Source organism: Phenylobacterium sp. (assembly GCF_030645195.1).
Classification (GTDB): Bacteria; Pseudomonadota; Alphaproteobacteria; order Caulobacterales; family Caulobacteraceae; genus Phenylobacterium.
This window is the reverse complement of record NZ_JAUSLW010000017.1, coordinates 26233-43097: the sequence shown is the minus strand read 5'-3', so window position 1 is coordinate 43097 and position 16865 is coordinate 26233. Positions and strand designations below refer to the sequence as shown.

Below are 16865 nucleotides of genomic sequence, written 5' to 3'. Positions count from 1 at the left end.
GCCACACTGGTATCCCCGCGCGCTCTGCCCCTTCTGCTTCTCCGACGACACCGTCTGGGAAGAGAGCCCGGGCGAAGGGGTGATCTACACCTACTCCACCATGCACCGCTCGCCGACCGGCCCCTACGCCATCGGCTATGTGACCCTCAACGAGGGCCCGGCGGTGCTGACCAACTTCGTGGACTGCGACCTTTCCAAGCTGGCCATCGGCCAGAAGGTGAAGGTCAAGTTCCAGGCGACCGAGGGCGGCCCGCCCGTCCCGGTGTTCTCGCCGGTCTAAGACGAAAGATGCTCCCCCTCTGGGGGAGCTGTCAGCGAAGCTGACTGAGGGGGACTTTGACTCTTGTTTGGGGTCGAAGGGATGTCGACGATGTCGATCCCCCTCCGTCAGCCGGCTACGCCGCCTGCCACCTCCCCCACATCGGCGCTCCGCGCCTGGGGGAGGATCTGGCGCCCTACTCCGCCTTCAATCCCATCTCCGCCGTCACCTCGGCGGTGTCCTCGCCCAGCCTTGGCGCGTGGCGGCGGATGTTGGAGGGCGAGCCGGTGAACTTCACCGGCGGCTTCATGGCGTTGTAGGGGCCCGCGTGCGGGTGGTCGTAGCGCTCGAAGAAGCCGACGGCCTTGAGGTGCGGATCCTCGGGGAGGTCATCCAGCCGCGCCGTCTTCACGATGGGAATCGACAGCGGCTTGAGCAGGTCCAGCCATTCCTGGGTGGTCTTGGTCTGGGTCACCTCGCCGACCAGGCCATAGAGCTCGCCGATGTGCTTGGCCCGCGTGGCGTAGTCGGAGAAGCGCGGGTCCTTGCCGAAGGTCTCGCCCATGCCGGCGGCGGCGAAGAACTGGTCCCACTGCTTGTCGGTATAGGGCAGCAGGCCGATGTAGCCGTCCTTGGTCTGGTAGGGCTTGCGGTTGGGATTGGCCACCCGCTGATAGGCCCATTGCCCGGTGGGCGGCTCGAAGGTGTGGTCGTAGAGGTGCTCCACCAGGTTGAAGCTGGTGACGCATTCCAGCATCGGCACCTCGATGAACTGGCCCTGTCCGGTGCGTTCCTTGTGCAGCAGGCCCGCGGTGATCGCCTGGCACATGAACAGACCCGAGACCTTGTCGGCCACCAGGGTCGGCAGGATGCGCGGGGTGGGGTTTCCGTCGGTGCGCGGCAGCAGGTCGGCCAGGCCCGAGGCCGACTGGATCAAATCGTCATAGGCCGGCTCCCCGGCATAGGGGCCGTCCGAGCCATAGCCGGCGGCGTGGACATAGACCACGTCGGGCCGCAGGGCCTTCACGTCCTCATAGGCCAGGCCCAGGCGTTTCAGGCCTTCGTAACGGACCGAGACGGCGAAGACGTCGCAGCTCTTGATCAGGGCCTCCAGCAGGGGGCGCGAGGCGGGGTCGCGCATGTCCATCAGCACCGAGCGCTTGTTGCGGTTGATGGTCAGGAAGATGGGGCCGAGGTCGCGGGGGCAATCCTCCGGCACGTGGCCGGCCCAGCGCATGATGTCGCCGCCGTCGCCGCGGCCCGAGCCCGGGTCCTCCAGCTTGATGACCTCGGCGCCCTGGTCGCCCAGCATCTGGGTGGCGTAGGCGCCGAACACCACACTGGTCAGGTCCAGGATGCGGATGCCGGCCAGGGGGCCGGTGGCCTTGTCCGCCAACTTCATGGTGTCGGTCACGTCTGAGGCTCCCCGTGGTCTCGTGGGTCTTGGAAGATCACCGAAGTCGGGGTCGGCGCAAGAGGTGACCCGGGGGCGCCGCGCCAAGGAATTTTCACCCCGCCCTTGCCGTCCGGAGCGGCAACCCCGCTAATTCCGCCCAAGGCCGAAACAACAGGCGTCGAGGGCGGACCATGGACTTCGAACTTTCCGAAGAGCACCGGATGCTCAAGGACCTGGTGCAGAAATTCGTCCGCGACGAACTCATGCCGCTGGAAGGCGCCGTCCTGGCGCGCGAGGCCGCCGGCAAGGGCGTGGGTCTGACCACGGAAGAACGCGAGAAGATCGACGTGGTCTCCAAGCGCCTGGGCCTCTGGGGCCTGGACGCGCCGGAGGACGTGGGGGGTTCCGACCTGCCCCAGGTGGCCCTGGTGGCGGTCAACGAGGCCCTGGGCTCGACGGTGACCCCCTATACCCTGCCGCCGGATTCCCCGAACCTGCGGATGCTGATGGCCACGGTGACCGAGCGCCAGCGCGAGGCCTATCTTGCCCCCTATGTGCGCGGCGAGACCATCAGCGCCATCGGCATCTCCGAACCCGGCGCCGGCGCCGACCCGGCCGGCATGCTGACCCGGGCCGTGCGCGACGGCGACGACTGGGTGATCGACGGAAGAAAGATCTGGACGAGCCGCGCGGCGGAGGCCGACTTCACCATCGTCATGGCGGTGACCGACAAGGAGAAGGGCGCCCGCGGCGGCATGAGCGCCTTCCTGGTGGACGGCGACAATCCGGGCTTCAAGGTGCTGCGCAAGATCCCGATGATCGGCGGGGCCATGACCTACGAGGTGGTCCTGGAGAACTGCCGGGTGCCGGGCTGGAAGCTGCTGGGGACCGAGGGCCAGGGCTTCGCGCCCATGCAGGTGCGGCTGGGGACGCGGCGGATGGAGATGGCGGCCTGGTGCATCGGCCTGGCGCAACGGGCGCTGGACATGATGTGCGAGTACGCGCCGCAGCGGGTGACCTTTGGCCAGCCCCTGTCGGACCGCCAGGCGGTGCAGTGGTGGGCGGCCGACGCGGCCATCAAGATCCACGCCGCCCGGCTGATGACCTATGACTGCGCCGCCAAGCTCGACCAGGGCCGGGATGTGCGCAGCGAGATCTCGATGATCAAGGTCTTCGCCACCGAGATGGCCTGGGAGGTCATCGACAACGCCATGCAATGCTTCGGCGCCATGGGCATGACCAAGGAAATGCCCTTGCAGCTGATGGCCTCGCTGGTACGCAACATGCGAATCTATGACGGGCCTTCGGAAGTCCACCGGATGGTGGTGGCCCGCAACCTGATGGGAACGAGACGATGAGCACCACCTACGACCACCTGAAGGTCACCCATGACGGCCATGTGGCGACGGTGGAGATCGACCGGCCGCCCTTCAACCACGTCTCCGTCGAGCTGATGGCCGACCTGGCCGAGGCCCTGGAGAGGATCGACGGCGACGGCAAGACCCGGGCGGTGGTGCTGTGCTCGGCGGGCAAGGCCTTCTGCGCCGGCGCCGACCTGGTGGCCAGCGACGGCATCGCCGGCAGCGGCATGGGGGGCATCGGCAGCCTCTACGACCAGGCCGTGCGGCTCTACGCCATCGAGACCCCCATCGTGGTGGCCGTGCAGGGCGCGGCCGTCGGCGCGGGCCTGGGCCTGGCCCTCGTCGGCGACTTCCGGGTGGCGGCGCCCGAGGCGCGGTTCACCGCCAACTTCGTCAAGCTGGGCTTCCATCCGGGCTTTGGCCTGACCCACACCCTGCCCCGGCTGATCGGCGAGCACCGGGCCAACCTGATGTTCCTGACCGGCCGCCGGGTGAAGGCCGAGGATGCGCTCGCCTGGGGGCTGGTGGACGAGGTCGCGCCGCTCGCCGACCTGCGGGCCGCCGCCGGCCGCCTGGCCCTGGAGATCGCCGAGAACGCGCCGCTGGCCGTCATCGCCACCCGCAAGACCCTGCGCGGCGATCTCGCCGCCGCCGTCCGTGCACAGACGATCCACGAGCATGGTCAGCAGACCCTGCTGCGGGCGACCGAGGACTATGCGGAGGGCGTGCGGGCGGTGTCGGAGCGCCGGGTCGGGAACTTCAAGGGCCGCTAGGGCGATGGCCCACCCGCTGGATCGGCCGGTCTGGAGCACGCTGAGCACGCGCCAGCGGGACCTGGCCCTGGGGGACGGCCGGGCCCTGCGGTTCGACCCGCGCTACAACGTGTTCGGCGCGGCCGCCGACGGATCGCCGGAGAACCTGGCGGCCCTTCGCGAGCTGATCCCGGTGGCCGGCAGTCTCTGGGTGGTGGAGGCCGAGCCTTTCACGCCCCCGCCTGGCGTCGCCGTCCTGAAGGCGGCGGTCTGCGCCCAGATGGTGGCGGAGAAACCGAAGCCGGGCGACCCGGACTTCGCCTTCGAGGATCTGACCGAGGCCGATGCGCCGCAGATGCTGGCCCTGGCCACCCTGACCGAGCCGGGTCCGTTCCTCGAGGCCACCCACCGGCTGGGCGCCTTCGTGGGGATCAAGCAGGACGGGCGGCTGGTGGCCATGGCCGGCGAGCGGATGCGGCCGCAGGGCTTTACCGAGGTCAGCGGCGTCTGCACCCACCCCGACCATCGCGGCCGCGGCCATGCCGGCCGACTGATGCAGGTGGTGGCCGGGCGCATCACAGCCCGCGGCGAGACGCCGTTCCTGCACTCCTACGCCAGCAACACCGGGGCGATCCGGCTTTATGAGTCGCTGGGGTTCGAGATTCGCCGCGAGGTGACGGCGACGGTGCTGGGGCGCGGCTAAGCCGCCTTGCCGAGCTGCGACGCCGCCCGCGCCAGCTCCGTGATCCGGCCCCAGTCGCCGGCGCGCACCGCGTCCATCGGCGCGACCCAGGAACCGCCGACACAGATGACGTTGGGCTGGGCCAGGTAGTCCGGCGCGTTCTCCAGGCTGACCCCGCCGGTGGGGCAGAAGGTGGCCTGGGGGAAGGGGCTGGCGAAGGCCTTCAGGGCGCCGACCCCGCCGACGATATTGGCGGGGAACAGCTTGAAGTGGCTGTAGCCGGCCCGCAGGCCCCACATCAGTTCGGTCGCCGTGGCGATCCCGGGCAGCAGGGGGACGGGGCCGTCAAAGCCCTCGCCCTCGATCAGACCGGGGCTGACCCCGAACTTGGCGCCGGCGTCGGCCACCGACTGGCGGGCCGAGGCGGTGGTGATGGTGCCGGCGCCGACCACCGCACCCTCGACCTCGCCAGCGATGCGGCGGATCGATTCCAGGGCGACCGGTGTGCGCAGGGTGACCTCAAGCGCGTAGAGCCCGCCGGCCACCAGGGCCTTGGCGAGCGGCACCGCGTGGACCTCTTCCTCGATGATCAGGACCGGGACGACCGGCGCGAGCTTGAGGATTTCCTGCAGGGTCAAAGCCGGTTTCCTTCCAACTGTTTCAGCGCCCGGGCCGCCCCCACCAGAGCCGCGTAGGGATGGACGATCAGGGAGGTGGGGATATCGCGCGTATAGTCGGAAAGCCGGCCCTTGTCTTCGAAGCGACGCCGGAACTCCCCGCTGTTCAGGCGGTCCACCATGCGCGGGGCGATGCCGCCGGAGACATAGACCCCGGCGCGGGCGCCGAAGGTCAGCGCCAGGTCGCCGGCCACCGACCCCAGGATGCCGCAGAAGCGATCGAGGACTTCCGAGCAGAAGGGGTCGCCCGCCTGGCCGGCGGCGAACACCGCCTTCTCGTCGGCCAAGCCGGTCGCCACGCCGCGGATCTCGCCCAGCGCCCGGTAGAGTTCGAACATGCCGCGGCCTGAAAGCACCCGCTCGATGGAGACCCGGCCATGGATCTTGCGCAACCAGGCCAGGACCTCGGCCTCCAGGTCGTCATAGGGGGCGAAGGCGCCGTGTCCCCCCTCGGTGGCGATGGGAACGTCGGCGCGGTCGGAGCGGGCCAGGCCCGCCACCCCGAAGCCGGTGCCCGCCCCCAGCACGACGAGGGGCGCGCCTTCGGTCCCCTTCAGCACCGGCCCCAGGGGCTTGAGGTCGTCGGCGTCCAGGGCCGGGGCGGCCAGGGCCTGGGCCGCGAAGTCGTTGAGCAGCTGGGCGGCTTCGAAGGCGAAGGTCCCCACCAGCTCGCCCTCGGAGATCCGCCAGGCCAGATTGGTGAACTCGATCTCCCCGTCCACCACCGGACCGGCCACGGCCAGGACGGCGCGCGGCGGACAGCGGCGGCCTACCGTGGTCTCCAGGTACTGGGCGATCACCTCGCCCAGGGCGCCGAAGTCGGCGGCGGCGTAGGTCTTTGGGTGACGGATATGACCGGCGTCGTCCACCAGGGCCAGGCGCGCGTTAGTGCCCCCGACGTCGCCCACCAGGCCGGTATAGTTAGTCTTCACGCGGCGTCCCCAAACAAGGTGCAGGCGCCGGCCTCTGCGGGTCCGGCGGCGCGGCGCATGGCGCCGAAGAGTTCACGGCCATAGCCGAAGGCGGCGGCGGGCTTGGTCGCCGGGGGCCGCGAGGCCAGCTCGGCGGCGGGGACCAGGATCTCCAGCACCCCGGCATGGGCGTCCAGGCGAACCAAGTCGCCGGTCCGGACGAAGGCCAGGGGCCCGCCCATGGCGGCCTCCGGCGAGACGTGGATGGCGGCGGGCACCTTGCCCGAGGCGCCGGACATCCGCCCGTCGGTGACCAGGGCCACCTTGAACCCCTTGTCCAGCAGGACGCCGAGCACCGGGGTCAGGCTGTGCAACTCGGGCATGCCGTTGGACCGCGGGCCCTGGAAGCGGACCACGGCGATGAAGTCGCGGTTCAGCTCGCCCTTCTTGTGGGCCTCCAGCAGGTCGTCCTGGTCCTCGAAGACGATGGCCGGGGCCTCGACGATCAGGTGCTCGTCCTTCACCGCCGATGTCTTGATGACCGCGCGGCCCAGGCCGCCCGACAGCAGGCGGATACCGCCCTCCGGCTGGAAGGGATCGTTGGCGGGACGCAGGATGTCGAGGTTGAGGGAGGCGTTGGGCCCCTCGCGCCAGACCAGCTTGCCGCCCTCAAGGAAGGGCTCCTGCTGATAGCGGCGCAGGCCGGGGCCGGCGATGGTGGTGACATCCTCGTGGGCCAGGCCGGCGTCCAGCAGCTCGCGCACCACATAGGCCATGCCCCCGGCGGCGTGGAAGGCGTTCACGTCCTCGCTGCCGTTCGGATAGACCCGCGCCATCAGGGGCGTGACCTTGGAGAGCTCGTCGAAGTCGCTCCAGTCGACGATGACGCCCGCGGCCCGCGCCATGGCCACGATGTGCAGGGTGTGGTTGGTCGAGCCGCCGGTGGCCAGGAGGCCCGCGATGGCGTTGACGATCGACTTCTCGTCCACCACCGCCGACATCGGCGCATAGGCGTTGGTCCCGTCGGCGATCGCGATGGCCCGCTGGGGCGCCGCCGAGGTCAGGGCGTCGCGCAGGGGGGTGTTGGGGGTGACGAAGGCCGCGCCGGGCAGGTGCAGGCCCATCATCTCCATCATCATCTGGTTGGAATTGGCGGTGCCGTAGAAGGTGCAGGTCCCCGGGCCGTGATAGGACTTCATCTCCATGTCCAGCAGTTCGTCGCGGGTGGCCTTGCCCTCCGCGTAGAGGCCGCGCACCCGGGCCTTCTCGGCGTTGGAGGCGCCCGAGGTCATGGGGCCGCCGGGGACGAAGATCACCGGCAGGTGGCCGAAGGCCAGCGCCCCGATGGTCAGGCCCGGCACGATCTTGTCGCAGATCCCCAGCATCAGGGCCGCGTCGAAGGCGTCGTGGGTGAGGGCCACGGCGGTGGACATGGCGATCACGTCGCGGCTGAACAGGGAGAGCTCCATGCCGGGGCGGCCCTGGGTGACGCCATCGCACATGGCCGGCACCCCGCCGGCGAACTGGGCCGTGCCGCCCATGGCCTCGGCGGCGGCCTTGATGATCTCGGGGAAGCGCTCCAGGGGCTGGTGGGCCGAGAGCATGTCGTTATAGGCCGAGACGATGGCCACGTTCGGAGCGCGCGGATCGCGCATCCGCTGCTTGTCGCCGTCGGGGGAGGCGGCGAAGGCGTGGGCCCAGTTGGCGCAGGACAGCTTGGCGCGGCCGGGGCCGGCATGGCGGGCGGCCTCCATGCGCGACAGGTAGTCGGCGCGGCTTTCGCGGCTGCGCGCCACAATGCGCGCGGTGACAGCTTCGGTGACCGGATGCATCGGATGGCTCCTTGAAACTCACGGCGCCCAGAGGACGCGCACGGGCGCTGTAGCCTGTTTGAGAAAGGCGTGCACCGGCAGTCCCGAGCCCGCCTCCACGATCTGGCGTTTCACCGCCCCGCGGATCAGGACCAGGGTGGCGCGGGCCTGCAGCAGGGCGCGCAGGGTCAGGCTGATGCGGGCGACTGGGGGCGAGCCGACGCCCTCCGGAACGCCGATCACGAAGCGTTCGCCGGCGGGATCGAGGCCCTGATCCATCACCGGGCTGCCGGGGATCAGGGAGGCGATGTGGCCGTCCTCCCCCATGCCGAGGAACAACATGTCGAAGGGGGCGAGCGCCCGAAGATGGGGCTCGGCGATCTCGGCGGCGGCGTCCGGGGTGGGGACGCTGGAATAGAGGGACAGGAAGGTGGCCGCCGCCGCGCAGCCCCGCAGCAGGCGCTCGCGCACCAGGCGCTCGTTGGAGTCTGGCGAAGTCAGCGGAACGAACCGATCGTCGGAGAGGCTGACCGTGATCCGCCCCCAGTCCAGGTCGGCCCCGCTCAGGGCGTCATAGACCGGCGCCGGGGAACGGCCGCCCGTGCCGATCAGGCTGGCGTGGCCGCGCGCCGCGAGGCCTGCGCTCAAGGCGGCTACGGTGGCGGTGCTCGCGGCGTCCGCCAGGGCCGCCTCGTCGGGGAAGGACTCGATCATACCCGCCCATAACGCGGCGCGGCGCGGACGGATCGCAAAAACAGCGTTCGGATGCGGAACTTTCCCGCGAGCTCGGGAGCTATGCCTTTGCAGGCGCGGCCTCTCCCGGCGTCGGCGGAGACTCGCCCCCAGAACAGGATCGCGCGCCATGAGAATCGCCCAGGTTCCGCCTCTGTATGAAGCCGTTCCGCCGCGGTTCTATGGCGGGACCGAGCGGGTGGTTTCCCACCTGACCGACGCCCTGGTGGAGCTGGGCCACGAGGTCACCCTGTTCGCCAGCGCCGATGCGCGGACCAAGGCCCGGGTGGTCACCGTGCGCGACCAGGCCATCCGCCTGGACCCGGCGCCGCTGAAATCAGACCTGGCCGCCCACATGTCGATGCTGTCGGAGGTCCGCCGCCGCGCGGCCGACTTCGACGTCATCCATTTCCATACCGACATGATCCATTTCCCCTTCTTCGAGGACATGGCCGACAAGACCATCACCACCCTGCACGGGCGGCTCGACCTGAAGGATCTGGCCGGGGTCTACGAGCGCTGGCCGCAATATCCGCTGGTGTCCATCAGCGACGACCAGCGCAAGCCGCTGGCCTTCGCCAACTGGGCCGGCACCGTCCATCACGGCATGACCACAGACATCTACGACTTCCACGCCAAGCCGGAGGGCTACCTCGCCTTCCTGGGCCGGATCTCGCCGGAAAAGCGTCCGGACCGGGCGATCGCCATCGCCAAGCGCCTGGGCATGAAGCTGAAGATCGCCGCCAAGGTGGACGCCGCCGACCAGCGCTATTTCCAAGAGAAGATCGAGCCGCTGATCCTGGCCGAGCCGCTGATCGAGTTCGTCGGGGAGATCGGCGACGAGGAGAAGTCCGCCTTCCTGGGCGGAGCCGACGCCCTGCTGTTCCCCATCGACTGGCCCGAGCCCTTCGGCCTGGTGATGATCGAGGCCATGGCCTGCGGCACGCCGGTGGTGGCCTATGCCTGTGGCTCGGTGCCCGAGGTGATCGAGGACGGCGTGACCGGCTATATCGTGCGCACCGACGACGAGGCGGTGGACGCCGTCCGCCGGCTGGGCGGCCTGGATCGCCACAAGGTGCGCCAGCAGTTCGAACTGCGATACTCGGCCACCGCCATGGCCCGACGTTATCTTGACCTCTACGCCCGGCTGGGCGCACCGCTCAGCCAGGACTTCGCCTTCGCCGCCACCGCCTGAGGCACCAAGACATGGACGATCTCGCGCCGGCCCCGGACGCGCCGGTGGAGTTGGGCGAGTCGGTCGAGCCGCGCACCCCGCACCGGCTGCACGCCCTGAAGGACAAGGACACCTTCGTAGTGGCCGACTCCTATGGCGACATCCTGGGGTCCGGCGACGGCCTGTTCCACAACGACACCCGCATCCTGTCGCGGTTCCGCGTGCTGCTGGGGGGCAAGCCGCCGTCCCTGCTGTCGGCGGCCATCGCCCAGGACAATGTGTTCTTCACCTTCAACGGCGCCAACCAGGCCCTGCCCTATCCCGGCGGCCCAGTGGGCCCCCCCGGGGTGCTGCACATCGAGCGCAAGCGGTTCCTGTGGGAGGAGCGGCTTTATGAGCGCATCTCCTGCACCAACTACAGCCGCGACGTGGTGCTGCTGCCCCTGGTGATCGAGTTCGGGGCCGACTTCCACGACATGTTCGAGGTGCGCGGCATGACGCGCGCCCGGCGCGGGCAGATGCTGCCGCCGCAGATCGACGGGCGCCGGGTGCGGTTTGGCTATGTCGGGCTCGACCAGGTCGAGCGGGCTAGCGTCATCGCCTTCTCCGACCCGCCCGGCCGGCTGAACGCCCAGCGGGCGGAGTTCATGTACTCCCTGGCGCCGGAGGGACATCTAGAGCTCTATCTGGAGATCGGCGCCACCGACGGCCACATCCCCAGCCGCGAGCGGTTCCGGGACGGGGCGGCCCGCGCCCGCTGGGACATGCGCGCGCGGCGCCGGCACGGGGCGCGGCTGAAGAGCTCGGGGCGGCTGTTCAACGAATGGCTGGAGAAGTCCCGCGCGGACCTGGCCCTGCTCACCACCCGCATGGAGACCGGCCCCTATCCCTATGCCGGCATCCCCTGGTTCTCCACGGCCTTCGGCCGCGACGCCATCATCACCGCCTGGCAGATCCTGTGGTTCGAACCCTCGCTCGCCAAGGGGGTGCTGACCTATCTGGCCGCGCACCAGGCCGAGGAGGTCTCGGCCTTCCGCGACTCAGCGCCCGGCAAAATCATGCACGAGACCCGCAAGGGCGAGATGCCGGCGCTCGGCGAGGTGCCCTTCGGCCGCTACTACGGCGGGGTCGACACCACGCCGCTGTTCGTAGCGCTCGCCGGCGCCTATGCCGAGCGCACCGGCGACATGGCCCTGATCGACGACCTTTGGCCGGCCCTGCTGGCGGCCACCGCCTGGATGGAGCACTTCGGCGACACAAATGGCGACGGGCTGATCGACTATGCCCGAGGCCAGGAGAGCGGCCTGGCCAACCAGGGTTGGAAGGACAGCCAGGACAGCGTCTTCCACGCCGACGGACGTTTCCCCGATGGGCCCATCGCCCTGGTGGAGGTGCAGGGCTACGCGTTTTCCGCCTACCGGGCCATGGCCCGCTTCGCCCGTCTGCGCGAGGACGACGAGAGCCACGACCGCTGGGCCGCCCGGGCCGAGCACATCCGCGAGACGGTGGAGGCGAGGTTCTGGATGGAGGACCAGCAGTTCTACGGCATCGCCATCGATGGGGAGGGCGAGCTCTGCCGCACCCGGACCACCAATCCCGGCCACTTGCTATTCTGTGGCCTGCCCTCCCCGGAGCGGGCGCGGAAGGTGACCGAGCAGCTGCTGTCGGCGCGGTTCGAGTCCGGCTGGGGCCTGCGGACGCTCGCCACCGGCGAGGCCCGCTTCAATCCGATGAGCTATCACAACGGCTCGGTCTGGCCCCACGACACCGCCGTCTGCGCCATGGGCCTGTCGCGCTATGGCGAGCGGGACGGGGTGGTGAACCTGACCTCGGGCCTGTTCGAGACCGCCGCCAGCTTCGAGATGCGGCTGCCGGAGCTGTTCTGCGGCTTCCCGCGCAACGCCGGCGAGCCGCCGGTGAACTATCCGGTGGCCTGCCTGCCCCAGGCCTGGGCCGCGGGCTCGGTGTTCATGATGCTGCAGGCCTGCCTGGGGATCTGCGTGAACGGCGCCGACGGCGAGATCGAGATCGTCGATCCGCACCTGCCGATCGGCATCGACCGGCTGTCCGTCGACGGCCTGAGGGTGGGGGAGGCCCGGGTCAACCTGCTGTTCGAGCGCTCCTCCGGCAAGGTGGCGGTCCACGCCCGCAGCCGCACCGGCGTCCCGGTCAAGATCCGCTGACCGACCGATCGTTCAAGATTGAACGACCCATGCCTATCGCTTCATCGGCGTGTGGGCCAGACGCAGGATGTTGGCCGCGCCCGGCGAGCCCATCGGCAGGCCGGCCAAGATCAGGACCCGGTGGCCTGGGGGCGCCAGGCCAAGGTCGGTGACCATGTTGACCGCCACCTTCACCAGGTCCTCCGGATCGGTGACCTCGTCGATCACCCGGGCCTCCACGCCCCAGGCCAGGGCCAGGCGACGCGCCGTGGCCAGACGGGTGGTCAGCGCCAGCGTCGGCTGCAGGGGGCGTTCCCGCGACAGGCGCAGGGCGGTCTGGCCGGTGGTGGTGAAGGCCACCAGGCAGGCGGTGGACGCCGCCTCCCCGGCGCGCCGGGCCGCGGCCACCAGGGCGTCGGCGTCGGCGTCCTCCACCGGATATTCCGCCCGCATCAGCTCGGGCCAGCGGGGGTCCTTCTCCACCCGGGTGAGAATGCGGTCCATGATGGTCACCGCCTCCACTGGATAGTCCCCAGCCGCGGTCTCGGCCGAGAGCATCACCGCGTCGGCGCCCTCATAGACCGCGCCGGCCACGTCGGAAGCCTCGGCCCGGGTGGGGCTGGGGGACTTGATCATGCTCTCCAGCATCTGGGTGGCGACGATCACCGGGATGCCGCGTGTCCGGGCCGCGCGGACCAGGGCCTTCTGGACCACCGGCACGTCCTCGGGGTTCAGCTCGACGCCGAGATCGCCGCGGGCGACCATCACCGCCTCGCAGAGGTCGAGGATCTCGTCGAGGGCCTCCAGGGCCGCGGGCTTCTCGATCTTGGCCAGGACCCCGGCCCTGCCCTGGACGATCTGGCGCAGCTCGGCCATGTCCGAGGCCCGCTGGACGAAGGACAGCGCCACCCAGTCGACCCCTTCGGACAGGGCGAAGTTGAGGTCCTCCAGGTCCTTGGCGGTCAGGGCCGGGATCGGGATGGCCAGGCCCGGCAGGTTGAGCCCCTTATGATTGGAGAGCGCCTCGCCGGAGACCACGACGGTGTCGGCGAAGTCGGCGCCGCACTTTTCCACCCGCAGCCGCACCTTGCCGTCGTCCAGCAGGATGTCGGCGCCGGGCTTGAGGGCCGCGAAGATCTCGGCGTGGGGCACGCAGACCCGGCTGGCGTCGCCCTCGACGGGGCTGCGGTCGAGGCGGAAGCTCTGGCCGGTCTTCAGCCGCACCCGGCCGTCGGCGAATTCCCCCAGCCGCAGCTTGGGCCCCTGCAGGTCGGCCAGCACCGCCAGCGGCCGGCCCACCAGGGCCTCGACGGCCCGGACATTGGCGATGGTGCGGGCGTGGTCACGGTGGCCGCCATGGCTGAAATTGACCCGGAAGACGTCGGCGCCGGCCTCGGCCAGGGCGCGGATCTGGGCCGGCTCGCGGCTGGCGGGGCCTAGGGTCGCCACAATGCGGGCGTGTCGGGCGCGGATCATCGGGCCTGCCTGCCAAATCGCGTTGCGCTCATGAGATCGATCACTATCAAAAGACGTTCCTGTGGTCAGGGCGCATCTGCGGGCGGGCGCCGCGAACCGATCAACACCCTCGAGGATTCGGCCCATATGACCCAGACTCTCGACCTCTTTCCTATCGGCAATTGCGCCGCCAGCGCCCTGATCGACCGTCGCGGCCGATTTGTCTGGGCCTGCGCGCCCCGGGTCGACGGCGATCCGGCCTTCTGCGCCCTGCTGTCGGGGGAGAAGTCGGAGGATCAGGGGTTCTGGGCCATCGAGGTGGAGGACATGGCCAGCGTGCGGCAGAGCTATGTCCGCAACACCCCGATCCTGGTGACCGAGATCACCGACAAGTCCGGCGGGGTGGTGGAGATCACCGACTTCTGCCCCCGCTACAGGCAGTTCGGGCGAATCTACCGACCCATGGCCTTCATCCGCCGGGTGCGGCCCGTCAGCGGCGTCCCGCGCATCCGCATCAGGATGCGGCCGATGGTGAACTGGGGCGAGGCGCCGGCCGTGGTGACCACCGGCTCCAACCACCTGCGCTATGTGGGCGGGGAGATGACGCTCAGGCTGACCACCGAGGCGCCGGTCTCCCACATCCACGACGAGCGGCTGTTCCGGCTGGAGGAGCCCTTCTCCATGTTCCTCGGCCCCGACGAGGGGTTCGACGCCGACATGGCCGCCACCACCGAGCGGATGCTGAGCGAGACCACCCACTATTGGCGGACCTGGGTGCGGACCCTGACCGTGCCGCTGGAGTGGCAGGAGGCGGTGATCCGCGCGGCCATCACCCTGAAGCTCTGCGCCCACGAGGAGACCGGGGCCATCGTCGCGGCCCTGACCACCTCGATCCCCGAGCACGAGGGCTCCCAGCGCAACTGGGACTACCGCTACTGCTGGCTGCGAGACGCCTATTACGTGGTCCAGGCCCTGAACCGGCTGGGGGCCGCCGACCTGCTGGAAAACTACCTGGTCTATCTGCGCAACGTCATCGACAGCGCCAGGGGCGGCCACGTCCAGCCCCTCTACGGGGTGGGGCTGGAGCCCTCCCTGGTAGAACGGTTCGCCGAGCACCTGCCGGGCTATCGCGGCATGGGGCCAGTGCGGGTGGGCAACCAGGCGCACGAACACCTGCAGCACGACGTCTATGGCCAGATCGTGCTCTCCACCGTCCAGGCCTTCTTCGACCAGCGGCTGTTCCGACCGGCCACGGTGGAGGACTTCCGCGCCCTGGAGCCGGTGGGGGAGCGTGCTTTCGAACTGCATGACAAGCCCGACGCCTCGCTGTGGGAGTTCCGCGGCCGGGAGAACGTCCACACCTATTCGGCGGTGATGTGCTGGGCGGCCTGCGACCGGCTGGGCAATGCGGCCAAGCAGCTGGGCCTGATGGAACGGGCCGACTTCTGGAACAACCGCGCGGCCCAGGTGCGGCAGACCATCGAGACCGGCGCCTGGAACGAGAAGCTCGGCCGCTTCGCCGCCACCTTCGGCGGCGACGAGCTGGACGCCTCCCTGCTGCAGCTTGTGGACGTGCGCTTCGTGGCGCCTGAGGACCCCCGCATGGCCGCCACCATCAAGGCGGTGGAGGAGGGGCTGCGGCGCGGCCCCTACATGCTGCGCTACGCCGTGCCCGACGACTTCGGCGAGCCCAAGACCGCCTTCAACATCTGCACCTTCTGGCTGATCGAGGTGCTGCACATGTCGGGCCGCGCCCAGGAGGCCCGCGACCTGTTCGAGGAGATGCTGGGCCGGCGGACGGCCGCGGGCCTGCTGTCGGAGGACATCACCCTCGACGGGGCCGAGCTCTGGGGCAACTATCCCCAGACCTACTCCCTGGTGGGCCTGATCAACTGCGCCAACATGCTGAGCAAGCCCTGGACCAGCGTCCGGTGAATCCGCCGCCTGACGTGCTCTAGTCGTACCAGGCCCGCTCGGAGCGCTCGATCAGGGCGAAGGCGCCCGAGGGGCCCCAGCTTCCCGCCGCATAGGGGCGAGGCGCCATGCCGCTGTCGGCCCAGGCGGCCTCGATGCCGTCGATCCAGGTCCAGGCCTGCTCCACCTCGTCGCGGCGCACGAACAACGTCCCGTTGCCGTGCATCACGTCCAGCAGCAGCCGCTCATAGGCGATGCGCCGCCGGGCGTTGGGACCGGAATAGGCCCGCAACAGGGACAGTGACAGGGGCAGGGACTGCAGGCGCATGCCGCCGTGGGTCAGGCCCGGCGCCTGGTTCATCAGGGTCAGCTCGATATCCTCGTCCGGCTGCAGGTCGATCACCAGCCGGTTGGCCACCAGGTCGGCCTTGGCGCCGTCGCCGAAGATGGAGTGGGGCACGGGCTTGAACTGGATGGCGATCTGGGTGCGCCGCTCGGGCAGGCGCTTGCCGGTGCGCAGGAAGAAGGGCACCCCCGCCCAGCGCCAGTTGTCGATATCGGCGCGCAGGGCCACGAAGGTCTCGGTGTTGCTGGCCTGGCCGCGCTCGCTCTCATAGCCCGCCGCCGAGGCGCCGCCCACCACGCCGGGGGTATACTGGCCGCGGACGCTGATCGAGGCGACCTCGGCCCGGGTGATGGGCCGCAGGGAGCGCAGCACCTTGACCTTCTCGTTGCGCAGGGACTCCGGCGCCATGTCCGAGGGCGGCTCCATGGCCACCAGGCAGAGCAGCTGGAGCATGTGGTTCTGCACCATGTCGCGCAGGGCGCCGTACTCGTCGTAGTAGGGCCAGCGGTCGCCGACGCCGTCGGTCTCGGCCACCGTGATCTGCACGTGGTCGATGGTCAGGTTGTTCCACAGCGGCTCGAACAGGGTGTTGGCGAAGCGCAGGGCGATGAGGTTCTGCACCGTCTCCTTGCCCAGATAGTGGTCGATGCGGAAGACGCTCTCCTCGGGGAAGACCGCGCCGACGGCGTCGTTGATCACCTTGGAGCTTTCCAGATCGCGGCCGATGGGCTTTTCCAGCACGATCCGCGCCGAGGGCCCGCCGAGGCCCGCCGCCCCCAGAGCGCCGCAGACCCGGCCATAGAGACTGGGCGACAGGGCCAGGTAGAAGATCGGGGTCTTGGCCGGCCCCATGGCGGCCTTCAGGGCCTGGGTTCCCGCGGGCTGGGTGGCGTCGCCGCCGACATAGTCCAGGCGCTGGGCGAAGCGGTTCCAGACCTTGTCGTCGACGCCGCCGGCGCGGGACTTCACCGTCTCGCGCACCTGGGCGGCGAAGGCCTCGCGCGTCATCTCGGCCCGGGCGGTGGCGATGATCTTGAAGTCGGCGGACAGGAAGCCGTCGGCGTCGAGGAAGTACAGCGACGGAAACAGCATCCGCTGGGCGAGGTCGCCCGTGCCGCCGAACAGGACGATCACGTCGGCCAGGGGGGATTTCGCCATCGCGTCACCTTTCGCGGAGCCGGGAGTTCAGACCGCGCATAGCGGCGTTCGCCCCTGCAACGTCAAGCCCTGCTC

Annotated in this window: 14 protein-coding genes; 7 read left to right on the top strand and 7 right to left on the bottom strand. The window is 69.9% G+C overall.

What is annotated here, in order from left to right:
• A partial coding sequence (locus Q7T09_RS01620; protein ID WP_304697217.1) for a Zn-ribbon domain-containing OB-fold protein occupies positions 1-280 on the top strand: 280 nt, incomplete at its 5' end.
• A gap of 175 nt (positions 281-455) precedes the next feature.
• Here the strand turns inward: Q7T09_RS01620 and Q7T09_RS01615 are convergent.
• Positions 456-1673, bottom strand: a complete 1218-nt coding sequence (locus Q7T09_RS01615; protein ID WP_304697216.1) for a CaiB/BaiF CoA-transferase family protein — start codon at positions 1671-1673, stop codon at positions 456-458.
• Positions 1674-1846: 173 nt separating this feature from the next.
• Between Q7T09_RS01615 and Q7T09_RS01610 the strand changes: the two genes are divergently transcribed.
• From Q7T09_RS01610 to Q7T09_RS01600, 3 genes are read left to right on the top strand one after another with little or no spacing between them, the layout of a single operon-like run.
• Complete coding sequence (locus tag Q7T09_RS01610) at positions 1847-3013, top strand: acyl-CoA dehydrogenase family protein (protein WP_304697215.1); 1167 nt, start codon at positions 1847-1849, stop codon at positions 3011-3013.
• Positions 3010-3789, top strand: a complete 780-nt coding sequence (locus Q7T09_RS01605) for an enoyl-CoA hydratase/isomerase family protein (protein WP_304697214.1) — start codon at positions 3010-3012, stop codon at positions 3787-3789. Before Q7T09_RS01610 ends, Q7T09_RS01605 begins: the two co-directional genes overlap by 4 nt.
• Before the next feature lie 4 nt (positions 3790-3793).
• Positions 3794-4471, top strand: a complete 678-nt coding sequence (locus Q7T09_RS01600) for a GNAT family N-acetyltransferase (RefSeq protein ID WP_304697213.1) — start codon at positions 3794-3796, stop codon at positions 4469-4471.
• On the opposite strand, the gene eda is transcribed toward Q7T09_RS01600, so the two are convergent.
• The 4 genes from eda to pgl are packed head-to-tail and all read right to left on the bottom strand — an operon-like array spanning position 4468 to position 8563.
• Positions 4468-5088 carry a bifunctional 4-hydroxy-2-oxoglutarate aldolase/2-dehydro-3-deoxy-phosphogluconate aldolase gene (eda, locus tag Q7T09_RS01595; RefSeq protein WP_304697212.1) on the bottom strand — a complete coding sequence of 207 codons (621 nt, stop codon included), beginning with the start codon at positions 5086-5088 and terminating at the stop codon, positions 4468-4470. The two genes, Q7T09_RS01600 and eda, sit on opposite strands and share 4 nt — an antisense overlap.
• A complete protein-coding gene (gene glk / locus Q7T09_RS01590; protein ID WP_304697211.1) occupies positions 5085-6059 on the bottom strand; it encodes a glucokinase in 975 nt (324 codons plus the stop codon). The genes eda and glk overlap by 4 nt, the downstream gene beginning before the upstream one ends.
• On the bottom strand, positions 6056-7870 hold the full coding sequence (gene edd, locus Q7T09_RS01585; RefSeq protein ID WP_304697210.1) for a phosphogluconate dehydratase: 1815 nt from the start codon (positions 7868-7870) through the stop codon (positions 6056-6058). Before edd ends, glk begins: the two co-directional genes overlap by 4 nt.
• Positions 7871-7888: 18 nt before the next feature.
• Complete coding sequence (gene pgl / locus Q7T09_RS01580) at positions 7889-8563, bottom strand: 6-phosphogluconolactonase (RefSeq protein ID WP_304697209.1); 675 nt, start codon at positions 8561-8563, stop codon at positions 7889-7891.
• Between the two features lie 148 nt (positions 8564-8711).
• On the opposite strand from pgl, the gene Q7T09_RS01575 reads away from it, so the two are divergent.
• On the top strand, positions 8712-9776 hold the full coding sequence (locus Q7T09_RS01575) for a glycosyltransferase family 4 protein (protein WP_304697208.1): 1065 nt from the start codon (positions 8712-8714) through the stop codon (positions 9774-9776).
• Between the two features lie 11 nt (positions 9777-9787).
• On the top strand, positions 9788-11938 hold the full coding sequence (locus Q7T09_RS01570; RefSeq protein WP_304697207.1) for an amylo-alpha-1,6-glucosidase: 2151 nt from the start codon (positions 9788-9790) through the stop codon (positions 11936-11938).
• A gap of 33 nt (positions 11939-11971) precedes the next feature.
• On the opposite strand, the gene pyk is transcribed toward Q7T09_RS01570, so the two are convergent.
• Positions 11972-13393 carry a pyruvate kinase gene (pyk, locus tag Q7T09_RS01565; RefSeq protein WP_304697206.1) on the bottom strand — a complete coding sequence of 474 codons (1422 nt, stop codon included), beginning with the start codon at positions 13391-13393 and terminating at the stop codon, positions 11972-11974.
• Positions 13394-13519: 126 nt separating this feature from the next.
• Between pyk and Q7T09_RS01560 the strand changes: the two genes are divergently transcribed.
• Complete coding sequence (locus Q7T09_RS01560; protein WP_304697205.1) at positions 13520-15307, top strand: glycoside hydrolase family 15 protein; 1788 nt, start codon at positions 13520-13522, stop codon at positions 15305-15307.
• A 19-nt stretch (positions 15308-15326) separates the two neighbouring features.
• On the opposite strand, the gene zwf is transcribed toward Q7T09_RS01560, so the two are convergent.
• The gene (gene zwf, locus Q7T09_RS01555) at positions 15327-16790 is read right to left on the bottom strand and encodes a glucose-6-phosphate dehydrogenase (protein WP_304697204.1); all 1464 of its coding nucleotides are present in this window, start codon (positions 16788-16790) and stop codon (positions 15327-15329) included.
• Positions 16791-16865: the final 75 nt, after the last annotated feature.

Coding starts and splice junctions, on each gene's coding strand:
- pyk (WP_304697206.1), bottom strand. CDS start 13,393: ATGATCCGCGCCCGACACGCCCGCATTGTGGCGACCCTAGGCCCCGCC.
- Q7T09_RS01575 (WP_304697208.1), top strand. CDS start 8,712: ATGAGAATCGCCCAGGTTCCGCCTCTGTATGAAGCCGTTCCGCCGCGG.
- Q7T09_RS01605 (WP_304697214.1), top strand. CDS start 3,010: ATGAGCACCACCTACGACCACCTGAAGGTCACCCATGACGGCCATGTG.
- zwf (WP_304697204.1), bottom strand. CDS start 16,790: ATGGCGAAATCCCCCCTGGCCGACGTGATCGTCCTGTTCGGCGGCACG.
- Q7T09_RS01610 (WP_304697215.1), top strand. CDS start 1,847: ATGGACTTCGAACTTTCCGAAGAGCACCGGATGCTCAAGGACCTGGTG.
- pgl (WP_304697209.1), bottom strand. CDS start 8,563: ATGATCGAGTCCTTCCCCGACGAGGCGGCCCTGGCGGACGCCGCGAGC.
- Q7T09_RS01560 (WP_304697205.1), top strand. CDS start 13,520: ATGACCCAGACTCTCGACCTCTTTCCTATCGGCAATTGCGCCGCCAGC.
- Q7T09_RS01570 (WP_304697207.1), top strand. CDS start 9,788: ATGGACGATCTCGCGCCGGCCCCGGACGCGCCGGTGGAGTTGGGCGAG.
- Q7T09_RS01600 (WP_304697213.1), top strand. CDS start 3,794: ATGGCCCACCCGCTGGATCGGCCGGTCTGGAGCACGCTGAGCACGCGC.
- edd (WP_304697210.1), bottom strand. CDS start 7,870: ATGCATCCGGTCACCGAAGCTGTCACCGCGCGCATTGTGGCGCGCAGC.